Genomic DNA, 25,490 nt, shown 5'->3' with positions numbered 1-25,490 from the left:
CTGGTCAGCCCCGCAGCATCTCCGCGACCAGGAAGGCCAGCTCCAGCGACTGCTGCGTGTTCAGCCGCGGGTCGCAGGCGGTCTCATACCGCCCGGCGAGGTCGGAGTCGGAGATCTCCTGCGCCCCGCCCAGGCACTCGGTGACGTCCTCGCCGGTCAGCTCGACGTGGATGCCACCGGGGTAGCTGCCCAGCTTGTGGTGCACCTCGAAGAAGCCCTGGACCTCGTCGATGATGCGGTCGAAGTGGCGGGTCTTGTAGCCGGTGGACGACTCGTGGGTGTTGCCGTGCATCGGGTCGCACTGCCAGATCACCTTGTGCCCGGTGGCCTCGACCTTCTCCACGATGTGCGGCAGCACCTCGCGGACTTTGCCGTTGCCCATGCGGGAGATCAGGGTGACGCGGCCCGGCTCGTTGCGCGGGTCGAGGCGTTCGACGTACTCGACGGCCTGCTCCGGCGTGGTGGTCGGGCCGATCTTGACGCCGATCGGGTTGGCCAGCAGCTCAGCCAGCGCGATGTGCGCGCCGTCGAGCTGGCGGGTGCGCTCACCGATCCACAGGAAGTGCGACGACAGGTTGTACAGCTTCGGGTTGGCCGCGTTGGCGTTGTCCATGCGCAGCATGGCGCGCTCGTAGTCGAGCAGCAGGGCCTCGTGGCTGGCGAAGATCTCGGTGGAGTGCAGCGAGGTGTCGGTGACGCCGCAGGCCGACATGAACCGCAGGCCGCGATCGATCTCGCCGGCCAGCGCCTCGTAGCGCTCGCCGGCGGGCGAGGTGCGCACGAAGTCCTTGTTCCAGTCGTGCACCTGCGCCAGGTCGGCCATGCCGGCACCGGTCAGGGCGCGGACCAGGTTCATGGCGGCGCCGGAGTTGGCGTAGGCGCGGATCATGCGACCCGGGTCGGGCACGCGCAGCTCGGGCTTGGCGACGAGCGAGTTGACGATGTCGCCGCGGTAGACCGGCAGGCCGAGCGCGTCGGTGGCGTTGGAGCGGGGCTTGGCGTACTGCCCGGCGATGCGGCCGACCTTGACCACGGGCAGGCTGGCGCCGTACGTCAGGACCACGGCCATCTGCAGCAGGGTGCGCAGGTTGGCGCGGATGTGCGGCTCGGTGTTGGACTCGAACGTCTCGGCGCAGTCACCGCCCTGGAGCAGGAACGCCTCACCGCGGGCCACCATCGCCAGGCGGCTCTGCAGCCGGTCGATCTCGGCGGGCACCGTGATCGGCGGCACGGCCTCGAGCAGGTGCCGGACCCGGGAGACCGCGTCGGCGTCCGGCCACTCCGGCTGCTGCGCCGCCGGGCGGGACAGGGCGTCGTCCAGGCTGGCACGCAGTTCCGGCGGCAGGGGCGGCAGCGCGGGAAGGGTGTCGACGGGCACGTCCACGGTCCAGTTCACCACCCCAGGATATGGGGTGCACCGCGGAGATCGGCCTCCGCCCCGAGCCGGTCACACTCCCGCGGCGCGCAGCGGCGGCACCACCCACTCCGCCAGGCCCGGCCGTCCGGCCCCACCCGCCCCCAACAGCCAACACGCCGCCACCAGCAGCCAACACGCCGCCACCAGCAGCCAACACGCCGCCCCGGCCGGCAAACACGGCGCGACGAGCAGCAAACACGCCGCGGCGGCGTGTTCGCCGCTGCGGAAGGCGTGTTCGCCGCTGCGGAAGGCGTGTTCGCCGGTCCGGGCGGCGTGTTCGCCGCTCCGGGCGGCGTGTTCGCCGGTCCCGGCGGTGTGTTGGCTGGTCCGGGCGGTGTATTGGCTTGCGGGCGCCCGGGGCCGGGTGGGTCCGGGCGGCCGGGCGGGCTAGACCACCGCGAGGGGCAGCGCGGTCGGGTGGACCGGTGCCGGCAGGTCGGACGCGCCGGTCAGGTAGGCGTCCACCGCGTGGGCCACCGAGCGGCCTTCCGCGATCGCCCACACCACCAGGGACGCGCCGCGGTGCGCGTCGCCGCAGACGAACACGCCGGGGGCCTCCGTCTGCCAGTCCGGACCACACGAGATGGTGCCCCGGCGGGTCAGCGAGATGCCCAGGTCGTCGAGCAGCCGCATGTGCTCCACGCCCTCGAACCCGATCGCGAACAGCACCAGGTCGGCCGGGATCTCCTCGATCTCGTCGGAGACCGGCACCACCTCGCGACGCCCGGTCTCCGGGTCCTTGACGACCTTGACCTGCTGCAGCTCGATCGCGCGGACGTGCCCGTTCTCGTCGCCCACGAACCGCCGCACGGCGACGCCGAACTTCCGCTCGCCGCCCTCCTCGTGCGCCGGGTAGGTGCGCAGCACGTACGGCCACGTCGGCCACGGCGACCGGTCGTCGTCCCGGGTCGACGGGGGCATCGGGTACTGGTCCAGCTGGGTGACCGACGCGGCGCCCTGGCGGATCGCGGTGCCGTAGGAGTCGGCGCCGGTGTCCCCACCGCCGATGATCACGACGTGCTTGCCGTGCGCGTGGACCGGCGACGGCCCGTCGCCCTCGCACTGCTTGTTGGCCGGCACCAGGTGCTCCATCGCCAGGTGGATACCCGCGAGCTCCCGTCCCGCCGTGGTGGTGTCGTCCCGGCCGCGCAGCGCGCCGACCGCGAGCACGACCGCGTCGTAGCGCGCCCGCAGCTCCTCGACGGTGATGTCGACACCGACCTCGCAGCCGGTGACGAACTGCGTGCCCTCCTTCTTGAGCTGGGCCAGGCGCTGGTCGAGGTGCTTCTTCTCCATCTTGAACTCGGGGATGCCGTAGCGCAGCAGCCCGCCGAGCCGGTCGTCCCGCTCGAACACCGTCACGTCGTGCCCGGCGCGGGTGAGCTGCTGGGCGGCGGCCAGCCCGGCCGGGCCGGACCCGACCACGGCCACGCGCTGACCGCTGGCCACCTCGGCGACCTGCGGCTGGGCCAGGCCCAGCTCCCACGACTTCTCCGCGATCGTCGCCTCGACGCGCTTGATCGCGACCGGGCCCCCGGACAGGGGCGAGATGGACAGCGTGCAGCCGGCCTCGCACGGCGCCGGGCACAGCTTCCCGGTGAACTCCGGGAAGTTGTTGGTCGCGTGCAGGCGGTCGCTCGCCGCGGCCCAGTCACCGCGGCGCACCAGGTCGTTCCACTCCGGGATCAGGTTGCCCAGCGGGCAGCCGGAACCCGCGGAGTGGCAGAACGGGATGCCGCAGTCCATGCAGCGGGTGGCCTGCGTGCGCACCTGCTGGTCGCGCTCGGCCGGTTCGAGGTCGGCGTAGACCTCGCGCCAGTCCTCGGCGCGGTGCGCCTTGGGGCGCTTGGGCGGCTCGACCCGCTCGTACTTCAGGAAGCCCTTGGGGTCAGCCACGAGACGCCACCTCCATGATCGCCTCGTCGACGTCCCGCCCGGCGGCCTTGGCGGCCTTGGTCGCCTCCAGCACGCGCTTGTAGTCGCGCGGCATCACCTTGGTGAAGCTCGCCGAGCGGCGCGGCCAGTCGCCGAGCAGCGACGCGGCGACCGCCGAGCGGGTGAGTTCGTGGTGACGGGTCACGATGTCCTTCAACCAGTTCAGGTCCTCGGGCTCCAGCGGGAGCAGCTCGACCATCTCGCCGTTGACGTTGCCCTGGTCGAGGTCGAGGACGTAGCCGATGCCGCCGGACATGCCCGCGGCGAGGTTGCGTCCGGTCGGGCCGAGCACCACCGCGCGGCCGCCGGTCATGTATTCGAAGGCGTGGTCGCCCACGCCCTCGGCGACGACGACGGCGCCCGAGTTGCGTACGCAGAACCGCTCGCCCACCTGGCCGCGCAGGAACATCTCCCCCGCGGTCGCACCGTAGGCCAGCGTGTTGCCGGCGATGACCTGACGCTCGGCGGCGAACGTCGCGTCCGGGTCGGGGCGCACGATGATGCGCCCGCCGGACAGGCCCTTGCCCACGTAGTCGTTGGCGTCCCCGACCATCTCCAGCGTGACGCCGCGGGGCAGGAACGCGCCGAGCGACTGCCCCGCCGATCCGGTGAGCCGGATGTGGATCGTGCCGTCGGGCAGGCCCTCCCCGCCGTAGCGGCGGGTGATTTCCGAGCCCAGCAGCGTGCCGACGGTGCGGTTGACGTTGCGCACCGGCAGTTCCAGCCGGACCGGGTGGGCGTCCTCCAGCGCGGCCTCGGACAGCTGGATCAGCGTGCGGTCCAGCGCGTGCTCGAGGCCGTGGTCCTGCTCGCGGATCTTGCGCCGCGCCCCGCCGTACGGGGTGTCGGCAGGCATCTCGAAGATCGGCGTCAGGTCCAGCCCGGTGGCCTTCCAGTGGTGCACGGCCTCGTCGGTGTCCAGCACGTCGGCCCGGCCGATCGCCTCGTCCAGGGTGCGGAAGCCCAGCTCGGCCAGCAGCTCGCGGACCTCCTGCGCGACGAACCGGAAGTAGTTCACCACGTGCTCGGCCTGGCCGGTGTAGCGCTTGCGCAGGTCCGGGTTCTGCGTCGCGACGCCGACCGGGCAGGTGTCCAGGTGGCAGACGCGCATCATGATGCAGCCCGCGACGATGAGCGGCGCGGTCGCGAAGCCGTACTCCTCGGCGCCGAGCAGTGCCGCGACGACGACGTCGCGGCCGGTCTTCATGGCACCGTCGACCTGGACGGTGATGCGGTCGCGCAGGCCGTTCAGCATCAGGGTCTGCTGGGTCTCGGCCAGGCCGATCTCCCACGGCGTGCCCGCGTGCTTGAGCGAGTTCAGCGGCGAGGCGCCGGTGCCGCCGTCGTGACCGGAGATCAGCACCACGTCCGCGTGCGCCTTGGACACACCCGCGGCGACGGTGCCGACGCCGAGCGAGCTGACCAGCTTCACGTGGATGCGGGCCTGCTCGTTGGCGTTCTTCAGGTCGTGGATCAGCTGCGCCAGGTCCTCGATCGAGTAGATGTCGTGGTGCGGCGGCGGCGAAATCAGCCCCACGCCCGGCGTGGAGTGCCGGGTGCGCGCGATCCACGGGTACACCTTGTTCGGCGGCAGCTGACCGCCCTCGCCGGGCTTGGCGCCCTGCGCCATCTTGATCTGGATGTCGTCGGCGTTGACCAGGTACTCGCTGGTCACCCCGAACCGGCCGCTGGCGACCTGCTTGATCGCGCTGCGCCGCTCCGGGTCGTAGAGCCGCTCCGGGTCCTCGCCGCCCTCACCGGTGTTGGACCGGCCGCCGATGCGGTTCATCGCGATCGCGAGCGTCTGGTGGGCCTCGGCGGAGATCGAGCCGTAGGACATCGCGCCGGTGTTGAAGCGCCGGCAGATCGACTCGACCGACTCGACCTCGTCGATCGGTACCGGCGTGCGGCCCTGCGTGCGGAACTTGAACAGGCCGCGCAGCGCGCCGCCCTCGCGGGAAAGGCGGTGCACCTCCTCGCTGTAGCGGCGGTACACCTCGTCGCGGCGGGTCTTGCTGGCGTGCTGCAGCAGGAACACCGACTCCGGGGTGAACAGGTGCAGCTCGCCCTCGCGGCGGTAGGCGTACTCGCCGCCGCTGTCGAGCCGGCGGTGCACGCGGTCGGTGGGGTTGTCCGGGTAGGCCCGGCGGTGCCGGACCGCGACCTCCTCGGCGAGCACGTCCAGGCCGACGCCGCCGAGCTTGGACACCGTGCCCGTGAAGTACTCGTCGAGCAGTTCCTGCGACAGCCCCAGCGACTCGAACACCTGCGCCGCGGTGTAGGCGCCGACCGTCGAGATGCCCATCTTGGACATGATCTTCAGGACGCCCTTGACGAGCGCGTTGACGTAGTTGCGCACGGCCTTGCGCGGCTCGATTCCGCTGATCGCGCCCTGGGCGATCATGTCCTCGATCGTCTCGAACGCCAGGTACGGGTTCACCGCGGCGGCGCCGTAACCGAGCAGCAGTGCGATGTGGTGCACTTCGCGGGCGTCCCCGCTCTCCACGACGAGCGCCACCCGCAGCCGCTCCTTGGTGCGCACCAGGTGGTGGTGCACCGCGGAAACCAGCAGCAGCGACGGGATCGGCGCCATCCGGTGGTCGGAGTCCCGGTCGGACAGCACGAGCGTGCGGGCGCCGGCGGCGATCGCCTCGGACGCCTCGCGGCGCACCCGCTCGATCGCCTCCGCCAGCGCCTTGCCGCCGCCGTCCACCTCGAACAGTCCGGACAGGACGGTGCAGGCGAATCCGGGCAGGTCGCCGTCGTCGTTGATGTGGATGAGCTTGGCGAGCTCGTCGTTGTCGATGACCGGGTAGGGCAGCTGGATGTGCCGGCACGAGGCCGGGCCCGGGTCGAGCAGGTTGCGCTCCGGACCCATGATCCGGCTCATCGAGGTGACCAGCTCCTCGCGGATCGCGTCCAGCGGCGGGTTGGTCACCTGCGCGAAGTTCTGCTTGAAGTAGTCGTAGAGCTGGCGCGACCGCTTGGACAGCACCGCGGGCGGGGTGTCGGTGCCCATCGAGCCGAGCGGCTCGGCACCCTTCTCCGCCATCGGCGCGAGCAGGATCTTCAGTTCCTCTTCGGAGTAACCGAAGGCGAGCTGACGGCGCAGCACGGAGTCGTGGCTCTGCGTGACGTGGTCGCGGTCGGGCAGGTCGGCCAGCTGCAGCAGGCCGGCGTGCAGCCACTCCTCGTACGGGTGCTGCTGCGCCAGCTGCGACTTGATCTCGTCGTCGGCGACGATGCGGCCGGCCTCGGTGTCCACCAGGAACATGCGGCCCGGCTTGAGCCTGCCCTTGGCGACCACCTGGTCCGGCGGCACGTCCAGCACGCCGGCCTCGCTGGCCAGCACGACGCGGTCGTCGGCGGTGCGCCACCAGCGGCAGGGGCGCAGGCCGTTGCGGTCCAGGACCGCGCCGACCAGGCTGCCGTCGGTGAAGGTCACGCAGGCCGGGCCGTCCCACGGTTCCATCAGGCTGGCGTGGTACTGGTAGAACGCGCGCCGTTGCGCGTCCATCGTGGTGTGGTTCTCCCACGCCTCGGGGATCATCATCAGCACCGCGTGCGGCAGGCTGCGGCCGCCCAGGTGCAGCAGCTCCAGCACCTCGTCGAAGGACGCCGAGTCGGACGCCTCCGGTGAGCAGACCGGGTACAGCCGCGTCAGGTCGCCCGGGATCCGGCTCGACTCGAGCAGCGCCTCACGCGCACGCATGCGGTTGCGGTTGCCGCGGATCGTGTTGATCTCACCGTTGTGCGCGACGAACCGGAACGGGTGCGCCAGCGGCCAGGACGGGAACGTGTTGGTGGAGAACCGGCTGTGCACCAGCGCGATGGCGCTGGTCAGCCGTGGGTCGCGGAGGTCGCCGAAGAACGCCGGGAGCTGCTCGGGCGTGAGCATTCCCTTGTAGACCATGGTGCGCGAGGACAGCGACGGGAAGTAGACGCCCTCGGACCCGGCGTCCGCGATGTTCCTGCTCTCGTGTTCGGCGCGTTTGCGCAGGCAGAACGTGAGCCGGTCCAGCTCCAGGCCGGACGGGCGCACGCCGTCGGCGTCCGGTGCGCCGGCCACGAACAGCATCGCGAAGTGCGGCATCACCGACCGCGCGGTGGGGCCGAGGCCGGCACCGTCCGGGTCGACCGGCACCTCGCGCCAGCCCAGCACCTCGAGGCTCTCCTCGCCGGCCAGGCGCTCGATCAGCGCGACGGCCTTGCCCCGCGCCTCCTCCTCGGCGGGCAGGAACGCGATGCCGGCGGCGTAGCGGTGGTGGCCCTGCGCGTCGGGCTCGGGCAGCGTGACCCCGGCCTCTGCGCGGAGCAGCTGGTCGGGCAGCTGCACGAGGATCCCGGCGCCGTCGCCGGAGGTCGGCTCGGCGCCCGCGGCACCCCGGTGGTCCAGGTTGATCAGCGCCGTCAGCCCGTCGGTGACGATGGCGTGCGTGCGGCGGCCCTGGATGTCGGCCACCATCGCCACGCCGCACGAATCCTGCTCCAGGGCAGGGTCGTACAGGCCCTGCTTGCCCGGGTTGGCGGAGAAGATCATGCGGGGACCTCCTTCGTCGTCTCAATCAGTTCGGAAAGTTCCCCCGGTACTGCTGCGGGACGACGATGGCCCTTGGATTAGCGCGACCTTAACACCCAGGAAACATGACGGCACCCTCTCGCCTGTGGAATTTCTCATCCGATCGGTAACGATCTGGCTGCGAGGAACGACATCGTTCTTGATGGGCTGCGGCCGGTGCTGTCCCCGACTCTACGCCGCGCGCGATCCCGTGAAGATTACGCGAGTATCGCCGCGATTGACCAGAATCAGCGGTGGTAGCGTTCCTCACGCTGGTCAGCGGCTTGCCGACCAGTGACGCGGCGGCCGCGAAACCGGTGTGAACCCGGTGCTGTGCCGCAACTGTGATGACCCGGGTGCGCTGCGTGCACACCCCGGTCGAGCCAGGTCGCCTGCCGCCGCGCCGACGCCAGAACGCCCCCGGCGCAGGGGTGCGGCGTCCGTAACGCCTGGGTGCGGGACGGGGCCCCGTGACGCCGGCCGGAAACCCGAGGATTTCTTGTGTTCCGTCGTTTCGCACCGCTCCTCGCGCTGCTGCTCGTCCTGACCGGGTGCGCCACCCGGCCGTCGGAGGATTCCGCCGCCCCGCCCGACACCGAGGGCACCTTCCCCGTCACGGTCGCCGCCCCCGGCGCCCCGCCCGTGACGCTGGACCGGCAGCCGCAGCGCATCGTGTCGCTGTCACCGTCGGCCACCGAGACGTTGTTCGCGCTCGGCGCGGGGTCACAGGTCGTCGCCGTCGACTCGGCCTCGGACTATCCCGCGCAGGCGCCGCACACCCAGCTGTCCGGCCTGAGCCCCGATCCCGAGGCGATCGCCGCCTACCACCCGGACCTGGTCGTCGTCTACGCCGACACCTTCGGCCTGGCCGACGCCCTGGCGAAGATCGGCACGAAGACCCTGGTGATGCCGGACGCCAAGACCCTCGACGACGCCTACGCGCAGTTCGCGGCGCTGGGCAAGGCGACCGGGCACCAGGCCGAGGGCGAAAGCCTGGCGCGGCAGACGCGGGACGACATCGACAAGGTCGTCGCGGGCACCCGCAAGCCGGCGCGTCCGCTGTCGTACTACTGGGAGCTGGACCCGACGTACTACAGCGCGACCTCGGCCACCTTCATCGGCCAGGTGCTCACCCGGTTCGGGCTGACCGACATCGCCGACGGGACCGACCCGAAGGCGAACGGCGGCTACCCCCAGCTGTCGGCCGAGCGCATCCTGCAGGCCAACCCGGATCTCGTCTTCCTCGCCGACAGCAAGTGCTGCGGGCAGAGCGCGCAGACGGTCGCCGCGCGGCCGGGCTGGAACACGCTGACCGCCGTGCAGCGCCAGCAGGTGATCGCGCTCGACGACGACATCGCCTCCCGGTGGAGCCCGCGCATCGTCGAACTCGTCCGGACCGTGGCGGACGCGGTGGCGAAGGCCGGTGCCTGACACCCGGTCCCGGCTGCGTGCACCGGTGCTGCTCACCGGTGTGCTGGTGCTCGCGGCCGCGCTTCTCGGCGCGGTTCTCGTGGGCGCGAGCGACCTGGGCTGGCAGCGCGTGCTCGCCGAGCTCTGGGCGCAGGTGACCGGCGGCCGGTCACCGTTGTCGGCACGGGAAGCGGCGATCGTGTGGCAGCTGCGCGTGCCGCGGGTGCTGCTGGCGGGGATCGTCGGCGCCGCGCTCGCGGTGTCCGGTGCCACGTTCCAGGGCGTGTTCCGCAATCCGCTCGCCGATCCCTACCTGCTCGGTGCCGCGGCCGGGGCGGGCATGGCGGCCACGCTGGTCGTCGTGCTCGCCCCGGCGGTCACCGGCTGGGTCGTGGGTCCGTTGCCGCTGGCGGCGTTCGCCGGTGCGCTCGGCGGGGTCGGGCTGAGCTGGCTCGTCGGCCGGTCCGCGGGCCGCGGCACGAGCACGCTGCTGCTGGCCGGGGTCGCGGTCGCGTCGTTCCTCACCGCGGTGCAGACGTTCGCGCAGCAGTTGAACACGGACACGATCCGGCAGGTCTACACGTGGATGCTCGGCGGTCTCTCGGTGAGCGGCTGGCGCGAGGTCGCGATCGCGCTGCCGTACGTGGCGGTCGCGGCGGTCGTGCTGTGCCTGTCGGCGCGGCTGCTCGACGTGCTCGCCCTCGGCGACGCCGAGGCCGCCTCGCTGGGGCTGCGGCCCGGGCGCATCCGGCTGGTCCTGCTCGCCTCGGCCTCGCTGGCGACCGCGGCCGCGGTGTCGGTGAGCGGGCTCATCGGGTTCGTCGGGATCGTGGTGCCGCACGTGGTGCGCCTGCTCGCCGGGGCGAGCTACCGCGTGGTGATCCCGCTGTCGCTGATCGGCGGGGCGGCGTTCCTGGTGCTGGCCGACCAGCTGGCGCGCACGATCATGCCCGGCGAACTGCCGCTGGGCGTGGTCACCGCGTTCACCGGGGCGCCGTTCTTCGCCTGGATCCTGCGCTCGTCGCGGAGGGGGTTGTCGTGACCGCGCTGTCGCTGCGGGGAATGCGGTCCGGGTACGGCGACTGCCCGGTGCTGGACGGTGTTTCGGTCGACGTACCGGAGGGCGGCTGGCTGGCGATCGTCGGCCCGAACGGCGCCGGGAAGTCCACTGTGCTCAAAACCGTCGCCGGACTCCTTCCGGCGCAAGGGGAAGTGCGCATCGGCGGCCGGACCGGGGTGCCGCGCAAGGAACTCGCCCGGATCGTCGGCTACGCGCCGCAGGATCCGGCCGTGCCCGCGGGACTGACGGTGACCGACTACGTGCTGCTCGGCCGCACGCCGCATCTCGGCCTGCTGGCCAGGGAAAGCCGAGCCGACCTGTCCATTGTGGAGGAAGTGCTGACGCGCCTGGACCTGGCCGGGCTCGCCGGCCGCCGGATGGACATGCTCTCCGGCGGCGAGCGGCAACGCGCGGTGCTGGCGCGGGTGCTGGCGCAGCGGGCGAGCCTGCTGCTGCTCGACGAGCCCACCACCGGCCTGGATCTCGGGCACGCGCAGGCGCTGCTGGAACTGATCGACCGGCTCCGGCGCGAGGACGGCATCACGGTGGTGTCGACGCTGCACGACCTGACCTTCGCCGCCCAGTACGCCGACCAGCTGCTGCTGCTCGACCGCGGCCGGGCGGTCGCCGCCGGCTCCCCGGCGCAGGTGCTCACCGCCGAAGCGCTGGCCGAGTACTACGGCGCGTCCGCGGAGGTGCACACGACCGGGCAGGGCGGCCTGGCCGTGCTGCCGATCCGTCCCGTACCCGTGCCGGAGAACCCGCGGCCATGACCGGACCCCCTACTCGCGGTCGCTGGTCTCGCTGCTCGCCACCGGCTCGGCCGGTTCGTCACCCTTGCTGCGCAAGGTCTCCGGCTCCTCCCGCGGCCCGCGGCGCCGGGCGGCGACGAAGTAGACCACCGCGCCGGCGAAGACCAGCAGCGACACCCAGGTGTTGACCCGCAGACCGAGGATGTGGGTGGCGTCGTCGGTGCGCATCAGCTCGATCCAGAAGCGGCCCAGCGTGTAACCGGCGACGTACAGGGCGAACGCGCGGCCGTGGCCCAGGCGCAGCCGCCGATCGGCGTACACGACCAGTGCCGCGACGAGCAGGTTCCAGATCAGCTCGTACAGGAACGTCGGGTGCACCGGGCTGTCGGCGAGCGGGATGTGCCCGAACGCGATGCCGCCCGGTGACTGATCGGGGATCCCGGGGTTGCCCGGGTCGAAGCGCTGGTAGATCTCCAGGCCCCAGGGCAGCGTGGTGTGCGCGCCGTAGAGTTCCTGGTTGAAGTAGTTGCCGAGCCGCCCGACGGCCTGCGCTGCGACGATGCCCGGGGCGATCGCGTCCGCCATGGCCGGCAGTGGCACGCCCTTGCGGCGGCAGCCGATCCACGCGCCGACCGCGCCGAGGGCGATCGCGCCCCAGATGCCGAGGCCGCCGTCCCAGATGTAGAGCGCCTTGACCGGATCCTTGCCCGCGCCGAAGTACCGCCACGAGTCGGTGATGACGTGGTAGAGACGCCCGCCGACCAGCCCGAACGGCACGGCCCACACGGCGATGTCCACGACCGTGCCTTTCGTGCCACCGCGCTGCACCCAGCGGCGGTCACCCCACCAGATGGCGACGACGATGCCCGCGATGATGCAGAGGGCGTAGGCGCGGATCGGGACCGGCCCCAGGTGCCAGACGCCGCGGTCCGGGCTCGGGATCGTTGCGAGGAACACAGCCGAGGCGGAATTCACGTCGCCACCGTAGCGTGCCCGTCCGGCGGGGTACGGGTCAGCCCGCGCGGTTGAGTGCGGCCGACCCGAGCGCGAGCACGCACCCGGCACCGAACAGGGCCGTGATCCACCACTGCCCGCCGTGGCTGACGTTCCAGATCGCCACGAGAGCCGCCAGCACGGCGATGACGAGGTTGCGCACCTGGAGCGGAGAAGGCCGGGCCATGCCCCCAGCCTGCCACCCCGGGCTCAGCGGGTGAGGTCGAGGGTGGCGGCCAGCTCGACCAGGACGTCCGGGTCGACGACCAGGTAGACTGCACGGCCGCCTGGGCGTAGCGCTGCCTCGAGCACCCGGTCCGGCATCCCGCCCGGTCCAGGACGAGCAACTCGGTCCCGGCCGGAAGCAGCGGCGGCAATCCGACCGGAAACCGCTGCAGGAGGCGCGGGGCGTCGTGCCTGGCACGAAGCAGCCCGGATCCGCCGGCCCTTTCGGATGTTGCCCCGTGGTTCGCTCGAAACGCGAGCGCACTCCCCCTCCGGGTACGACGGTCCTAGCCCGCGGACGCTCCCTGCCGCTCCACCGCGCGGCGCACATGGCGCTTGTCGTATTCCGGCAGGGCGTCCACGCCGGCCAGCCGCGGCAACAGCGCAGGTTCGGTGGTGAACGCCCGGAACGTCATGCCGATCGTCATGCCGTGGTCCGGTCGCGACACGACCCGCACCACGTCCCCGGCCCGCACGGACCCGGGCTCCAGCACCCGGAAGTAGGCGCCGGGCACCGCACGCCGCGTGAAGGTCTTCACCCAGCCGCGCTCGCCCAGCCAGGCGGCGAACGTCCGGCACGGGATCCGGGGCGAGGTCACCTCCAGCAGCAGCGACTCCCCGACCCGCCACCGCTCCCCGATCAGCGCACCGGTCACGTCGAGTCCGGTCGTGGTCAGGTTCTCGCCGAACACGCCCGGGGCCAGGTCGCGGCCCAGCTCCCCGGCCCAGAAGTCCAGGTCTTCCCGCGCGTACACGTACACCGCCTGGTCGTCGCCGCCGTGGTGGCGCAGATCGCACACCACGTCACCGGCGACCCCGCTCGCACCGACGCCGCGCGGCCCCGGCGCGGCCACCGCGACGGGACCGTCGACAGGCCGCTTGTCGATCCCGGTGACGCCGAGGTCGGCTTCGCGCAGCTCCCGCTTCGAGCCGATGTTGACCGACAGCACCTTCCCCGTGCTCATGCCCGGCACAACCAGTCGGCCTGCCCGGGCCCGGCGACGGCACCACCGGGCGGGAACCTCCCGGCCCCGAAGTCCTTGAGCTGGGGCGAGGTCAACGGTGCAGCCGGCCGCCCGGTGTTCACCTGCGCGAGTTCGTGGGCCATGCCGACAGTCTGCCGATCATCGCCCGCCACGGCTACGGGTTTGGTGCCGGCTCACGCCGGAGCCACGGCCTGCCGCACACCCTCGGCGAGCTCACCGGCCAGCGCGTGCACCGGTTCGGTGCCACCGGCTGCGGCCGACACCAGCGCCGATCCCACGATCACCGCATCGGCGTACCCGGCGATCTCGGCGGCCTGCTCCCGGGAGCGGACACCCAGCCCCACGCCGATCGGCAGATCGGTGTGCGCCCGGGTGCGGCGGACCAGGTCGGCGCCATCGCTGCTCACCTGGTCGCGGGCACCCGTGACACCCATCACCGCGGCCGCGTAGACGAACCCGGAGCACGCCTTGACCGTCAGGTCGATCCGCTCCTCCGACGACGACGGCGCGACCAGGAAGATGCGGTCCAGACCGTGCTGCGTGGACGCCGCCACCCACTCGCCGGCCTCCTCCGGGATGAGGTCCGGCGTGATGATCCCGAGCCCACCCGCGGCGGCGAGGTCGCGCGCGAACTTCTCGACCCCGTACCGGCGCACCGGGTTCCAGTAGGTCATCACGACCGCGTGGCCACCGCGAGCGGACACCGACTCGACCACCTCGAACAGGTGGCGCAGCCGGAATCCGTTCTTCAGCGCCGCGTCCGCGGCGAGCTGGATCGTGGGGCCGTCCATCACCGGATCGGAGTACGGCACGCCGATTTCGACGAGGTCCGCGCCCCCGTCGAGCAGGGCCGCGAACAGGTCCTTCGAACCGGGCACGGTCGGGTAGCCGGCGGGCAGGTAGCCGACCAGGGCCGCCCGGCCCTCGCTGCGGGTCTGGGCGAACAGTTCCGCCAGGCTCACGACTGGTCCACCAATCCGAAGTACTGCGCGGCCGTGTCCATGTCCTTGTCGCCGCGGCCCGACAGGTTGACCACGACCAGTCCGTTCCGGCCGAGCTCACGGCCGAGCTGGATCGCACCGGCCAGCGCGTGGGCCGACTCGATCGCCGGGATGATGCCCTCGGTGCGCGAGAGCAGGGCGAACGCCTCCATGGCCTCGGCGTCGGTGATCGGCCGGTACTCGGCGCGGCCGCTGTCCTTGAGCCACGCGTGCTCGGGGCCGACGCCCGGGTAGTCCAGGCCGGCCGAGATGGAGTGCGACTCGATCGTCTGGCCGTCCTCGTCCTGCAGCAGGTACGACATGGCGCCGTGCAGGTTTCCCGGCGAGCCCTTGGTCAGGGTCGCGCCGTGGCGGTCGCCGTCGATGCCCTCGCCGCCGGGCTCCAGGCCGACGAGCCGGACGTCCGGGTCGTCGATGAAGCCGTGGAAGATGCCGATCGCGTTGGAGCCACCGCCGACGCACGCCGCGACGGCGTCCGGCAGCCGCCCGGTCTGCTCGAGGATCTGCGCGCGCGCCTCCTCGCCGATGACCTTGTGGAAGTTGCGCACCATCATCGGGAACGGGTACGGCCCGGCGGCGGTGCCGAACAGGTAGTGCGTGGTGTCGGCGTTGGCGACCCAGTCGCGCAGCGCCTCGTTGATCGCGTCCTTGAGGGTGCGGGACCCGGTCTTCACCGGGACGACCTCGGCACCGAGCAGGCGCATGCGCGCCACGTTCAGCGCCTGCCGCTCGGTGTCCACCTCGCCCATGTAGACCACGCACTCCAGGCCCATCAGGGCGCAGGCGGTGGCGGTGGCGACGCCGTGCTGGCCCGCGCCGGTCTCGGCGATGACCCGCTTCTTGCCCATCCGCTTGGTGAGCAGCGCCTGGCCCAGCACGTTGTTGATCTTGTGCGAGCCGGTGTGGTTGAGGTCCTCGCGCTTGAGGAAGATGCGCGCGCCGCCGGCGTGCTCGGCGAACCGCTCGGCCTCGGTGAGCAGCGACGGTCGTCCGGCGTAGTCACGCAGCAGGCGCTTGAACTGGGCCTGGAAGTCCGGGTCGACGCGAGCCTTGTCGTACTCGGCGGACACCTCGTCGACGACCCCGATCAGGGCCTCGGGCATGAACCGGCCGCCGTAGGGGCCCCAGTAGCCGCGCTCGTCGGGGTCGTGCTCGTCGTGCCCGTGGTGCTGGTCGCTCATCGGCTCGGCCTCGGGCATGCGGGATGGGATCCGGCGGTGACCAGCTTCATCAGGGCGCCCTTCGGGTCACCCGAGGCCACCAGGCCCTCGCCGACCAGGACCGCGTCGGCCCCGTGACCGGCGTAGGCCATCAGGTCGCCCGGGCCGCGGACGCCGGACTCGGCGACCTTCACCGTCTCGAACGGCAGGCCCGGCGCGAGGCGGCCGAAGACGTCCCGGTCGACCTCGAGGGTGTGCAGGTTGCGGGCGTTGATGCCGATCACCTTGGCCCCGGCCTCGAGCGCGCGGTCGGCCTCCTCGGCGTTGTGCACCTCGACCAGGGCGGTCATGCCCAGCGACTCGACGCGGTCGAGCAGGGCCGCCAGCGCGTTCTGCTCGAGCGCGGCGACGATCAGCAGCACCAGGTCGGCGCCGTGCGCGCGGGCCTCGTGCACCTGGTAGGGGCTGACGATGAAGTCCTTGCGCAGGATGGGCACGTCGACCGCGGCCCGGACCGCGTCCAGGTCCGCGAGCGATCCACCGAACCGGCGCCGCTCGGTGAGCACGCTGATGACGCGGGCACCGGCGGCCTCGTAGTCCTTGGCGAGCGCGGCGGGATCGGGGATGTCGGCCAGCGAGCCCTTCGACGGACTGCGGCGTTTGACCTCGGCGATGACGCCGATCGACGAGTCACGCAACGCGGACAGCGCGTCCCGCGGTGGCGGCGCCTGCGCGGCGAGCCGCTTCAGCTCGTCGAACGGGAGCGACTTCTCCCGTTCGGCCAGATCTTCCCGGACGCCGGCGACGATGTCTTCGAGAACGGTCACGGCGCAACCTCACCGGTTGTCGCACATTCACTCGAAAGCTGGCTCACAAACACCTTCCCCTTCCCGCAGAAAAGATGCTAACCCGCCCACTTGTGCGGACCGGTTCCGGGTCGGACTTGCCTTGTCCGGTAGCGAAAACGGTGGCCTACCGTTCGGTAGTCGGATCTTCTCCTTCGGAGAGCGCCTCCCACAGTTCGGTGTCCGGATCCTTCGCGGCCTTCTTGCGGCCCGCCGGGGCCTGGTAACGGGCACCCAGCTTCGCCATGCGCCCGGCGCCCTTGCCAGCGATCAACCCCGCGACGAGCATCAGAATTCCCGCCAGCAGAGCCAGTCCGCGCCCGGCGAAGATCTGCCCGGCGGGCGCGCCCGCGGGGAAACCGCCGAACCGCCAGCCGTCGACGGCGATCCAGCCGGCGGCGACGCCGGCCAGTGCGACCACCACGCCCAGGACGCGCCGCAGCCAGCCGCTCGCGGCGACCAGCCCGGCGACCCCGGCCAGCGCGAGCACGGCGAGCGGGACCAGCGCGCCGGAGATCTGCGCGCCGGTGTGCTCCTCCAGCACCGTCCCGCGCACGCCGGCGTCGCGCAGCTCGGCGGACCACACCAGCCGCGAGGAGCCCCACAGCGCCGCCGCGGCCAGCAGGAGCGCGACCGCGACGATCCACAGTGGACGTCTACTGGATGCTGGCGGCGTCATCAGCGGGATCCAGCTTCCGCGGCGGCACCATGGTCTGCGCGGCCGCGACCGCGGAGAGCACCGTGCGCGCCTTGTTCAGGCATTCGTTGTCCTCGTACTCGGGCACCGAGTCGGCGACCACCCCGCCGCCCGCCTGCACGTAGGCGACGCCGTCGCGGATCAGGGCGGTGCGGATCGCGATCGCGGTGTCGGCGTCCCCGGCGAAGTCGAGGTAGCCGACCACCCCGCCGTAGAGGCCGCGGCGGGTCGGTTCCAGCTCCTCGATCAGCTCCATCGCGCGCACCTTCGGTGCGCCGGAGAGCGTGCCGGCCGGGAAGCACGCCGCGACCGCGTCGAACGCGGTCTTGTCCTCGGCCAGCTCACCGGTGACCGTGGAGACGATGTGCATGACGTGGCTGTAGCGCTCGATCGCGAAGAAGTCGACCACCCGCACGGTGCCCGGCTTGCACACCTTGCCGAGGTCGTTGCGGCCGAGGTCGACCAGCATCAGGTGCTCGGCGCGCTCCTTCTCGTCGGCCAGCAGGTCCTTGGCGAGCTGCGCGTCCTCCTCCGGGTCAGCGCCGCGCCAGCGGGTGCCGGCGATCGGGTGCGTGGTGGCCCGGCCGTCGCGCACGGTCACCAGCGATTCGGGACTGGAACCGACGATGTCGAACCCGTCCAGCCGCAGCAGGTACATGTACGGGCTCGGGTTGGAGGTGCGCAGCACGCGGTAGATGTCCAGCGCGTCGGCCTGGGTGGCGATCTCGAACCGTTGCGAGGGCACGACCTGGAACGCTTCACCGGCCTTGATCGCCTCGACCGCCTTCTCCACCGCCGCGTAGTAGTCGGCCTGGGTGCGGCGGCGCTCGAACTCCGGCGCCGGGCGCTCGAAGACGGCGGCGGTGGCCGGTGCGGCAGCGCCCAGCCGCTCGGTCATCTCCGCCAGGCGGCGCAGCGCGTCGTCGTAGGCCGCGTCGACCCGCTCCGGGCTGTCGTCCCAGTTGACCGCGTTCGCGATCAGCGTGACCGTGCCCTCGTGGTGGTCCATCGCGGCCAGGTCGGTGGCCAGCAGCATGGTCAGCTCGGGGATGTCGAGGTCCTTCTCGGCCAGCTCGGGCAGCTTCTCCAGCCAGCGCACCGCGTCGTAGCCGAGGTAGCCGACCATCCCGCCGGTCAGCGGCGGCATGCCGGGCAGCGGCTCGGTGTGCAGGGCAGCGACCGTCTCGCGCAGCACGGTCAGCGGGTCACCACCGGAGGGCAGGCCCACCGGCGGCGCGCCCTCCCACACGGCCTGACCGTCGCGCACGGTCAGGGTGGCGGGGCTGCGCACACCGATGAACGACCAGCGCGACCACGACTGCCCGTTCTCGGCCGACTCGAACAGGAACGTGCCCGGACGATCGGCCGCGAGCTTGCGGTAGACCCCGACGGGCGTCTCGCCGTCGGCGAGCAGGCGCCGGACCACCGGGATCACGCGACGGCCCTCGGCGAGGGCGCGGAACTCGTCGCGTGCGGGGCTCACCGAACCGAGGCCGCCGTCGGTGGGATTCGCACTGACCATGGAGCCATTGTGCCGCCCGGGTCCGACACTCTTCGCACCGGGCGCTAATTCACGCAACGTTGAATTTTACCCGTGTTCGCGTCATGATGGCGGGGTGAGCACCGCGGAACAGCCTACGCCCGCCCGGCGGCGCGGCCGGCGGCCCGGCGGCCAGGACACCAGGGCCGCGCTGCTGGAGGCCGCGCGCGAGGTCTTCGGCGAAAGCGGCTACGAAGGCGCCACCGTCCGCGCCATCGCGGCACGGGCGGGTGTCGACGCGGCCATGGTGAACCACTGGTTCGGCGGCAAGGAGGCCCTGTTCGCGCAGGCCGTGCTGAAGCTGCCGTTCGACCCGGTGCAGCTCCTGTCCGACCTGATGGACGGGCCGGTGGAGGAGCTCGGCGAACGCATCGTGCGGCGGTTCCTCACCGCCTGGGACTCCACCGAGGGCGGTGCGTTCCCCGCGCTGGTGCGCAGCATCGCCGGGCACGAGCAGGCGGCCCTGAGCCTCAAGGACTTCCTGATCCGGCACGTACTGGAGAACGTGGTCCGGCACGTGTCGCCGGACCGGCCGGAACTGCGCGCGGCGCTGTGCGCGTCGCAGATCGCGGGCATGGGCATGGCCCGGTACGTGGCGAAGTTCGAGCCGTTCCCGGCCACCGGCATCGACACGCTGGCGGCGGCCGTGGGGCCGACGCTGCAGCGCTACCTCACCGGCGAGATCGACTAGCCGGACCGCGCCGGCAGGCCGCTGCCGGAGCGAACCCCGGCCACTCCGCCGGGCGCCGGCGCGGCGAACCCGGCCGGCCTCTCCACACCGGGGCCAGGCGTTCCGGTCCCGCTGTCCCAGCTGGCGCGGGACTCGATCACCGTGTCGCGGTGCTCCGCCGCCCAGTCGGCGACGGCTTTCAGTACGAACGTGAGGCTGTGACCGGTGGGAGTCAGCGCGTACTCGACGCGGGCCGGAACGGTCGGATAGACGGTGCGTGCGACCAGGCCATCGCGTTCCAGGCGGCGGAGGGTCAGGGTCAGCATGCGCTGGGAGATGCCCGGGACGTCCCGCTGGAGTTGCCGGAAGCGGCGTACGCCGTGCGCCAGCTCGTTGATCACCAGCACCGTCCATTTGTCGCCGATGCGGTCCAGGACCTCCCGGACATCGCAGGCCATCTGTTCGTCGTCACGGACGATGGCGGGATCGGTGGTTACCCCGGTGTGCCTCACCGACATTGACGTGCCTCCTTACGCTCCGCCCGGCCGCGGCCGACAATGGTGCGGTTACCGAAGAGAACCATAGCGAGGGGGCAGCGTTGATCCTGGTGACCGGTGCGTCGGGTGGGCTGGGCAGCCTTGTGCTGGAGCGCCTGACCGAGAACGAGGGCGTGTGGGCGGCAAGCAGGACTCCGGATCAGCTGTCGGTGGACGTGCCGACACGCCACATCGACTTCGACGACCCGGCGAGTCTGACGAAGGGGTTCGAGGGCGCGGAAGTGGTGTTGCTCATCTCCGCGGGATACGCGGAGGACGACGTGGTCATCGCACGCCATGGAGCCGCCATCGACGCCGCGGAGCAGGCCGGGGTCGGCCACATCGTCTACACGAGCCTGTCCGCGGCCGGGGACCACCTCGCGTTCGCGCTGCCGCATCGCTGGACGGAGCGCCGGTTGATGGCCGGCCGTACGGACTGGACGATCCTGCGCAACGGCATCTACGCCGAGATGAGCATCCCGGGTGCGGCCGAGGCCGCGGCCACCGGCAGGTTCACGGGCCCGCTGGGAGAGGGACGGCTGGCCGCGGTGGCCCGTGCGGACCTCGCGGAGGTCACCGCCAAAATCGTGGCCGAGCCCGCCGGCCACGGTGGCAAGATCTACGAACTGGTCGGCGAGCACGCCATCGGTGGCGCCGACATCGCCCGCGCGGTGGCCGAGGCAACCGGACGGGACGTCGTCTACGAGCCCGGCACACTGGCCCAGCTCCGCGAGGCGCTCACCACCGCCGGTGTCCCGGGCTGGCAGATCCCGATCGTGGTCTCCACCTACTCCGTCATCGCGGCCGGTTTCATGGCCGAAACCGCCGGCGACCTGGCCGATCTGCTCGGCCGGGCCCCGCAGTCCGCGCTGGACGTGATCGCCACCGCCGTGGCATGAGCGGCGGGCGCGGCCGGGCGCGCCCCAGTTCCCCACGGTCACCGCCGCCATCGAGGCGCCCGGCTCGGGCCCGAGGATCTGCTGTCACCGACGGGCCCGCTGCCGGCGGCGGAACAGGCTTCGCGACAGGCGCTAGCCCTCGTCGGCCAGCAGGAGCCGCTCGCCGCCGTCGAAGCAGGTGCGGCTGCCGGTGTGACAGGCGGGCCCGGTCTGGTCCACGCGCACCAGCAGCGTGTCGGCGTCGCAGTCCACGCGGACCTCGCGCACGTGCTGCACGTGCCCGGACGTCTCGCCCTTGACCCACAGCTCCTGCCTGCTGCGCGAGTAGTACGTGCCGCGCCGGGTGGTCAGGGTGCGCTCCAGCGCCTCGTCGTTCATCCACGCCACCATCAGCACGTCGGACGTCGCGTGGTCGACCACGACCGCGCAGACCAACCCGTCGGCGTTGCGCTTGAGGCGCCCGGCGAGTTCGGGTGCCAGGCTCACCGGACCTCCACCCCGCCGGCGCGCAGGGCGTCCTTGACCGCACCGATCTTCAACTGTCCGAAGTGGAACACGCTGGCGGCGAGCACCGCGTCCGCCCCGGCCCGCACGGCCGGCAGGAAGTGCTCGACCGCGCCCGCGCCACCACTGGCGATCACCGGCACGCTGACCACCTTGCGCGTCTTCTCGATCAGCTCCAGGTCGAACCCGGCCTTGGTGCCGTCGGCGTCCATCGAGTTGAGCAGGATCTCCCCCACTCCGAGCTCCTCGCCGCGCTGGGCCCAGTCGACCGCGTCGATGCCGGTGCCGCGGCGGCCGCCGTGGGTGGTGACCTCGAAGCCGGACGGCGTCGGCTCGGCGCCCTCGGGGACCCGGCGGGCGTCGACCGACAGCACGATGCACTGCGCGCCGAACCGGCGGGACGCCTCGCGCAGCAGCTCGGGCCGGGCGATCGCGGCCGTGTTGATGCTCACCTTGTCCGCACCGGCGCGCAGCAGGCGGTCGACGTCGTCGCAGGCCCGCACCCCGCCGCCGACGGTCAGCGGGATGAACACCTGCTCGGCGGTACGGCGGACCACGTCGAGGGTCGTCTCGCGGTTGCCCGAGGAGGCGGTCACGTCGAGGAAGGTGAGCTCGTCGGCGCCCTCCGCGTCGTAGGCCCGCGCCAGCTCCACCGGATCACCGGCATCCCGGAGGTCGGCGAAGTTGACGCCCTTCACCACCCGGCCCGCGTCGACGTCCAGACACGGGATCACCCTGACCGCTACACCCATGCCACCAGGGTAGATGACCGCGCACCGGCCTAGAGTGGTCGCCGTGTGGTGGGGGTTGCTCTGCGCGGTGGCCGCCGCGGTGGCCTACGGCGTGGCCTCGGTGTTCCAGGCCGTCGCGGCGCGCGCGGTCGACGACGGGGGGTCCGGTGTGGACCCCCGCCTGCTGGTGCGCGTGCTGCGGCAGTGGCGGTACGTCCTCGGCCTCGGCCTGGACGCGCTGGGGTTCGTGGCACAGCTGGTCGCGTTGCGGGTGCTGCCGTTGTTCGTGGTGCAGGCCGCGCTGGCCGCGAGCCTCGCCGTGACGGCCGTGGCCGCGCTCGCGGTCGGTGCGCGGCTGGCCCGCCGGGAGTGGACCGCGATCGCCGTGGTGTGCGCCGGGCTGGCGCTGCTCGGTGCCTCCGCGCAGAGCGAGGGCTCGGCGCCGGTCGGCACCGCGTTCCACGCAGGCCTGCTCGTGGTGGTCGCGGTGCTGGCCGTGGCCGGCTGGGGCGCCGGCCGCGCGCCGGAGCGGATCCGCACGCCGGCGCTCGGGCTGATCGCCGGGTTGTGCTTCGGCACCGTGGCACTGGCCGGCCGGGTGCTGACCGTGACCGGCGTGGGGAGCGTGCTGACCGATCCGGCCGCGTACGCCCTGGCCGCCGCGGGGGTGCTCGCGATGTTGTTCTTCGCCTCGGCCCTGCAACGGGGCAGCGTGACGACGGCGACGGCGCTGATGGTCGTCGGGGAGACCGTGGTGCCGTCGGTGATCGGCGTGCTCGTGCTGGGCGATTCGACGCGGGCCGGGTTCGGGACGGCCGCGGTGGCCGGGTTCGTGCTGGCGGTCGCGGCGGCGCTCGCGCTGGCCCGGTTCGGCGAGCTGGAGAGTCCACAGGAGACGGCGACCTGACGCTTGACCGGGCCTCCGTCACCGGCGCAGAATTCAACGCGTGACCAATTACGCCGTCGGCGTGGACGGCCTCCGGGTCGTCCGCGGCGGCCGCGAGGTGGTCCGCGGCGTCACGTTCGCGGTACCGCGCGGCACCGTCACCGGGTTGCTCGGGCCGAGCGGCTGCGGCAAGACGACCCTGATGCGGGCGGTCGTCGGCGTGCAGATCGTGGCGGGTGGCACCGTCACGGTGCTCGGCCACCCGGCCGGCAGCCCGGCGCTGCGGCGCACGATCGGGTACGCGACGCAGAACCCGGCCGTCTACACCGACCTCACGGTCACCGAGGCGCTGCAGTACTTCGCCTCGATCCTGCGGGTGCCCTCCGCCGACGTCACCCGGGTCATCGCCGAGGTGGGCCTGACCGAGCACGCGCACGAGCTCATCGGCACCCTCTCCGGCGGGGAGCACAGCCGGGCCAACCTGGCGGTCGCGCTGCTCGGCGAGCCCGAGCTGCTGGTGCTGGACGAGCCTACGGTCGGGCTGGACCCGGTGCTGCGGGACAGCCTGTGGGAGATGTTCGGGCGGCTGGCCGCGCAGGGCACCACGCTGCTGGTGTCCAGCCACGTCATGGACGAGGCCGCGCGGTGCGACCGGCTGCTGCTGATGCGCGAGGGCACACTGCTCGCCGACGACACCCCCGCCGCGCTGCGCGCCCGCACCGGCGCGGCCGACCTGGAGCAGGCGTTCCTGCACCTCATCCGCCACCGCGAGGGGGCGATCCCGTGAACCCGGCCATCACCCTCGCGACCGCGCGCCGGGTGCTGACCCAGCTGCGGCACGATCCACGCACCGTCGTGATGCTCGTCGCGGTCCCCGCGGTGCTGATGCTGCTGCTGCGGTACGTGTTCAACTCCGCCGCGCAGTTCGACCGGATCGCACCGGCGCTGCTGGGGGTCTTCCCGTTCCTGACGATGTTCCTCATCACCTCGGTCGCCACGCTGCGGGAACGCACGAGCACCACCCTGGAGCGGCTGATGACCACGCCGCTGGGCAAACTGGACCTGCTGTTCGGCTACGCGCTGGCGTTCGGGCTGCTCGCGGTGGTGCAGGTGGGGGTCGCGTGCGGGGTGAGCGTGGGTCTCGGGCTCGTCATCGCGGGCTCGCTGTGGGTGCTGCTGCTGATCGCACTGCTCGACGCGCTGCTGGGCGTGGCGCTGGGCCTGTTCGTCAGCGCGTTCGCCCGCACCGAGTTCCAGGCGATCCAGTTCATGCCGGTGTTCGTGCTGCCGCAGTTCCTGCTGTGCGGGCTGTTCGCGGCGCGCGACGAGATGGGCTGGGTGCTGAACTGGCTGTCGCACGTAATGCCGCTGTCGTACGCGGTCGAGGCACTGGGCCGCGTCACCACGTCCTCCACACTGGACGTCACGACGGTGCGGGACGTGCTGGTGGTGGCCGGTTGCGTGCTGCTCGCCCTCGTCCTCGGCGCGGTCACGCTCCGGCGCCGCACCCCGTGATCCGCGCTACCGTGGCGGCATGTCGGAATTCGAGCGGATCGCCGCCGAGAAGTTCCTCCTGCTGACCACGTTCCGCAAGTCCGGCGCCCCGGTGCCGACACCGGTCTGGGCGGCCGGGGACGCCGGGGAGATCGTGGTCTGGAGCGAGCGCACGGCGGGCAAGGTCAAGCGGATCCGCAACAACCCGGAGATCACGGTGCAGGGCTGCGACCTCCGCGGGAACTCGGTACACGGCCCGGTGGTGCGGGGCCGCGCACGGATCCTGGACGACGAAGCCACCGAACGGGTGCGGACGGTGATCGCGCGCAAGTACGGGATCGTCGGTCGGGTGACGATGTTCTTCAGCAGGCTGCGTGGCCGCCGCCGGACCGTGGGGCTGGCGATCAGGCTCGCGGGCTGACCGCGGCGAGGGCTTCCGGCAGGGTGAACGCCCCGGCGTAGAGGGCCTTGCCGACGATGGCGCCCTCCACCCCGTCGGGCGCCAGGCCCGCCAGCGCACGCAGGTCGTCCAAACTGGACACCCCACCGGAGGCGATCACCGGCGCGTCGGTGCGGGCGGCGACCTCGGCGAGCAGGTCGAGGTTGGGGCCCTGGAGGGTGCCGTCCTTGCTGACGTCGGTGACCACGTAGCGGGCGGCGCCGTCGCGGTCCAGGCGTTCCAGGACCTCCCACAGGTCACCGCCATCGCTGGTCCAGCCGCGGCCCTTGAGCCGGTGCCCCTGCTCGGTGATGCGCACGTCGAGCCCGATCGCGACGCGGTCACCGTAGGCGGCGATCACCTTGGCGGTCCACTCCGGATCTTCGAGCACGGCGGTGCCCAGGTTGACGCGCCGGGCGCCGGTGGCGAGCGCGGCCGCCAGGGAGGAGTCGTCGCGGATGCCGCCGGAGAGCTCGACCTGGACGTCCAGCTCGCCGACCACGCGGGAGATCAGCTCCTGGTTGTCACCCGTGCCGAACGCGGCGTCGAGGTCGACCAGGTGGATCCACTCGGCGCCGTCGCGCTGCCAGGCCAGGGCCGCCTCCAGCGGGCTGCCGTAGGAGGTCTCCGTGCCGGCCTCGCCCTGGACGAGACGCACGGCCTGGCCATCGGCCACATCGACAGCGGGAAGCAGGGTGAACGTCACGCGGCCACTATAAGGAGCAACGGGGTTGCGCCGGCCGGAGGGTACG

At 72.2% G+C, this 25,490-nt stretch carries 25 protein-coding genes; 9 read left to right on the top strand and 16 right to left on the bottom strand.

The features are described 5' to 3' along the window. Positions 1-4: 4 nt before the first annotated feature. From FHX46_RS09330 to gltB, 3 genes are all read right to left on the bottom strand, one after another. Positions 5-1,396 carry a class II 3-deoxy-7-phosphoheptulonate synthase gene (locus tag FHX46_RS09330; protein WP_167106306.1) on the bottom strand — a complete coding sequence of 464 codons (1,392 nt, stop codon included), beginning with the start codon at positions 1,394-1,396 and terminating at the stop codon, positions 5-7. 408 nt (positions 1,397-1,804) lie between these two features. Then, a complete protein-coding gene (locus FHX46_RS09325; RefSeq protein ID WP_167106303.1) occupies positions 1,805-3,313 on the bottom strand; it encodes a glutamate synthase subunit beta in 1,509 nt (502 codons plus the stop codon). Beyond that, on the bottom strand, positions 3,306-7,892 hold the full coding sequence (gltB, locus tag FHX46_RS09320) for a glutamate synthase large subunit (RefSeq protein ID WP_167112458.1): 4,587 nt from the start codon (positions 7,890-7,892) through the stop codon (positions 3,306-3,308). The genes FHX46_RS09325 and gltB overlap by 8 nt, the downstream gene beginning before the upstream one ends. A 519-nt stretch (positions 7,893-8,411) precedes the next feature. Between gltB and FHX46_RS09315 the strand changes: the two genes are divergently transcribed. The 3 genes from FHX46_RS09315 to FHX46_RS09305 are packed head-to-tail and all read left to right on the top strand — an operon-like array spanning position 8,412 to position 11,153. Beyond that, entirely contained in the window at positions 8,412-9,341 is a 930-nt protein-coding gene (locus tag FHX46_RS09315; RefSeq protein WP_167112456.1) for an ABC transporter substrate-binding protein, read from the top strand. Beyond that, complete coding sequence (locus tag FHX46_RS09310) at positions 9,334-10,362, top strand: FecCD family ABC transporter permease (RefSeq protein WP_167112454.1); 1,029 nt, start codon at positions 9,334-9,336, stop codon at positions 10,360-10,362. Before FHX46_RS09315 ends, FHX46_RS09310 begins: the two co-directional genes overlap by 8 nt. After that, positions 10,359-11,153 (top strand): ABC transporter ATP-binding protein, encoded by a 795-nt coding sequence (locus FHX46_RS09305; protein ID WP_313886072.1) that lies wholly within the window; start codon positions 10,359-10,361, stop codon positions 11,151-11,153. Before FHX46_RS09310 ends, FHX46_RS09305 begins: the two co-directional genes overlap by 4 nt. 9 nt (positions 11,154-11,162) lie before the next feature. On the opposite strand, the gene lgt is transcribed toward FHX46_RS09305, so the two are convergent. From lgt to FHX46_RS09260, 9 genes are all read right to left on the bottom strand, one after another. Further along, positions 11,163-12,089: a prolipoprotein diacylglyceryl transferase gene (gene lgt / locus FHX46_RS09300; protein ID WP_167121309.1), complete on the bottom strand. Its 927-nt coding sequence runs from the start codon at positions 12,087-12,089 to the stop codon at positions 11,163-11,165. A gap of 55 nt (positions 12,090-12,144) precedes the next feature. After that, positions 12,145-12,312 (bottom strand): hypothetical protein, encoded by a 168-nt coding sequence (locus FHX46_RS09295; protein ID WP_167112452.1) that lies wholly within the window; start codon positions 12,310-12,312, stop codon positions 12,145-12,147. A 325-nt stretch (positions 12,313-12,637) separates the two neighbouring features. Further along, positions 12,638-13,315 (bottom strand): MOSC domain-containing protein, encoded by a 678-nt coding sequence (locus FHX46_RS09290; protein WP_167112450.1) that lies wholly within the window; start codon positions 13,313-13,315, stop codon positions 12,638-12,640. Then, positions 13,312-13,458, bottom strand: a complete 147-nt coding sequence (locus FHX46_RS28440) for a hypothetical protein (protein ID WP_243871252.1) — start codon at positions 13,456-13,458, stop codon at positions 13,312-13,314. The genes FHX46_RS09290 and FHX46_RS28440 overlap by 4 nt, the downstream gene beginning before the upstream one ends. Positions 13,459-13,509: 51 nt before the next feature. Continuing rightward, positions 13,510-14,298: a tryptophan synthase subunit alpha gene (gene trpA, locus FHX46_RS09280; protein ID WP_313886071.1), complete on the bottom strand. Its 789-nt coding sequence runs from the start codon at positions 14,296-14,298 to the stop codon at positions 13,510-13,512. Beyond that, on the bottom strand, positions 14,295-15,536 hold the full coding sequence (trpB, locus tag FHX46_RS09275; RefSeq protein ID WP_167112448.1) for a tryptophan synthase subunit beta: 1,242 nt from the start codon (positions 15,534-15,536) through the stop codon (positions 14,295-14,297). Before trpB ends, trpA begins: the two co-directional genes overlap by 4 nt. Continuing rightward, positions 15,515-16,324 carry an indole-3-glycerol phosphate synthase TrpC gene (gene trpC / locus FHX46_RS09270; RefSeq protein WP_167112446.1) on the bottom strand — a complete coding sequence of 270 codons (810 nt, stop codon included), beginning with the start codon at positions 16,322-16,324 and terminating at the stop codon, positions 15,515-15,517. The genes trpB and trpC overlap by 22 nt, the downstream gene beginning before the upstream one ends. A gap of 145 nt (positions 16,325-16,469) precedes the next feature. Continuing rightward, the gene (locus tag FHX46_RS09265) at positions 16,470-17,021 is read right to left on the bottom strand and encodes a Trp biosynthesis-associated membrane protein (RefSeq protein ID WP_167112444.1); all 552 of its coding nucleotides are present in this window, start codon (positions 17,019-17,021) and stop codon (positions 16,470-16,472) included. Next, the gene (locus tag FHX46_RS09260) at positions 16,999-18,561 is read right to left on the bottom strand and encodes an anthranilate synthase component I (protein WP_167112442.1); all 1,563 of its coding nucleotides are present in this window, start codon (positions 18,559-18,561) and stop codon (positions 16,999-17,001) included. The genes FHX46_RS09265 and FHX46_RS09260 overlap by 23 nt, the downstream gene beginning before the upstream one ends. A 94-nt stretch (positions 18,562-18,655) precedes the next feature. Between FHX46_RS09260 and FHX46_RS09255 the strand changes: the two genes are divergently transcribed. Then, complete coding sequence (locus FHX46_RS09255; RefSeq protein ID WP_167112440.1) at positions 18,656-19,270, top strand: TetR/AcrR family transcriptional regulator; 615 nt, start codon at positions 18,656-18,658, stop codon at positions 19,268-19,270. Here the strand turns inward: FHX46_RS09255 and FHX46_RS09250 are convergent. Beyond that, positions 19,267-19,767: a winged helix-turn-helix transcriptional regulator gene (locus FHX46_RS09250; RefSeq protein WP_167112438.1), complete on the bottom strand. Its 501-nt coding sequence runs from the start codon at positions 19,765-19,767 to the stop codon at positions 19,267-19,269. The two genes, FHX46_RS09255 and FHX46_RS09250, sit on opposite strands and share 4 nt — an antisense overlap. Positions 19,768-19,856: 89 nt before the next feature. Here FHX46_RS09250 and FHX46_RS09245 point away from each other — a divergent pair, with 89 nt between their 5' ends. Further along, complete coding sequence (locus FHX46_RS09245) at positions 19,857-20,684, top strand: NAD(P)H-binding protein (protein WP_208400079.1); 828 nt, start codon at positions 19,857-19,859, stop codon at positions 20,682-20,684. A gap of 132 nt (positions 20,685-20,816) precedes the next feature. Here FHX46_RS09245 and hisI read toward each other — a convergent pair whose 3' ends face one another. Both hisI and hisF read right to left on the bottom strand, forming a co-directional pair. Further along, positions 20,817-21,170 carry a phosphoribosyl-AMP cyclohydrolase gene (gene hisI, locus FHX46_RS09240; RefSeq protein ID WP_167112434.1) on the bottom strand — a complete coding sequence of 118 codons (354 nt, stop codon included), beginning with the start codon at positions 21,168-21,170 and terminating at the stop codon, positions 20,817-20,819. Continuing rightward, the gene (gene hisF / locus FHX46_RS09235; protein WP_167112432.1) at positions 21,167-21,940 is read right to left on the bottom strand and encodes an imidazole glycerol phosphate synthase subunit HisF; all 774 of its coding nucleotides are present in this window, start codon (positions 21,938-21,940) and stop codon (positions 21,167-21,169) included. Before hisF ends, hisI begins: the two co-directional genes overlap by 4 nt. A gap of 43 nt (positions 21,941-21,983) precedes the next feature. Here hisF and FHX46_RS09230 point away from each other — a divergent pair, with 43 nt between their 5' ends. Genes FHX46_RS09230 through FHX46_RS09215 form a run of 4 tightly spaced genes read left to right on the top strand, consistent with a single transcriptional unit; the run spans position 21,984 to position 24,720 of the window. Next, positions 21,984-22,826: a DMT family transporter gene (locus FHX46_RS09230; RefSeq protein ID WP_167112430.1), complete on the top strand. Its 843-nt coding sequence runs from the start codon at positions 21,984-21,986 to the stop codon at positions 22,824-22,826. A 40-nt stretch (positions 22,827-22,866) separates the two neighbouring features. Next, the gene (locus tag FHX46_RS09225; protein WP_167112428.1) at positions 22,867-23,592 is read left to right on the top strand and encodes an ABC transporter ATP-binding protein; all 726 of its coding nucleotides are present in this window, start codon (positions 22,867-22,869) and stop codon (positions 23,590-23,592) included. Further along, positions 23,589-24,320, top strand: coding sequence for an ABC transporter permease (locus FHX46_RS09220; protein WP_167112425.1), 732 nt, complete (start codon positions 23,589-23,591; stop codon positions 24,318-24,320). Before FHX46_RS09225 ends, FHX46_RS09220 begins: the two co-directional genes overlap by 4 nt. Before the next feature lie 19 nt (positions 24,321-24,339). Continuing rightward, positions 24,340-24,720, top strand: a complete 381-nt coding sequence (locus FHX46_RS09215) for a PPOX class F420-dependent oxidoreductase (RefSeq protein ID WP_167112423.1) — start codon at positions 24,340-24,342, stop codon at positions 24,718-24,720. Here FHX46_RS09215 and priA read toward each other — a convergent pair. Beyond that, a complete protein-coding gene (gene priA, locus FHX46_RS09210) occupies positions 24,704-25,444 on the bottom strand; it encodes a bifunctional 1-(5-phosphoribosyl)-5-((5-phosphoribosylamino)methylideneamino)imidazole-4-carboxamide isomerase/phosphoribosylanthranilate isomerase PriA (protein ID WP_167112421.1) in 741 nt (246 codons plus the stop codon). The genes FHX46_RS09215 and priA overlap by 17 nt on opposite strands. Positions 25,445-25,490: the final 46 nt, after the last annotated feature.

It is taken from the genome of Amycolatopsis viridis (assembly GCF_011758765.1).
Taxonomy (GTDB): Bacteria; Actinomycetota; Actinomycetes; order Mycobacteriales; family Pseudonocardiaceae; genus Amycolatopsis_E; species Amycolatopsis_E viridis.
The sequence above is the reverse complement of the archived record's forward strand: the minus strand, read 5'-3'. Positions and strand labels throughout refer to the sequence as shown.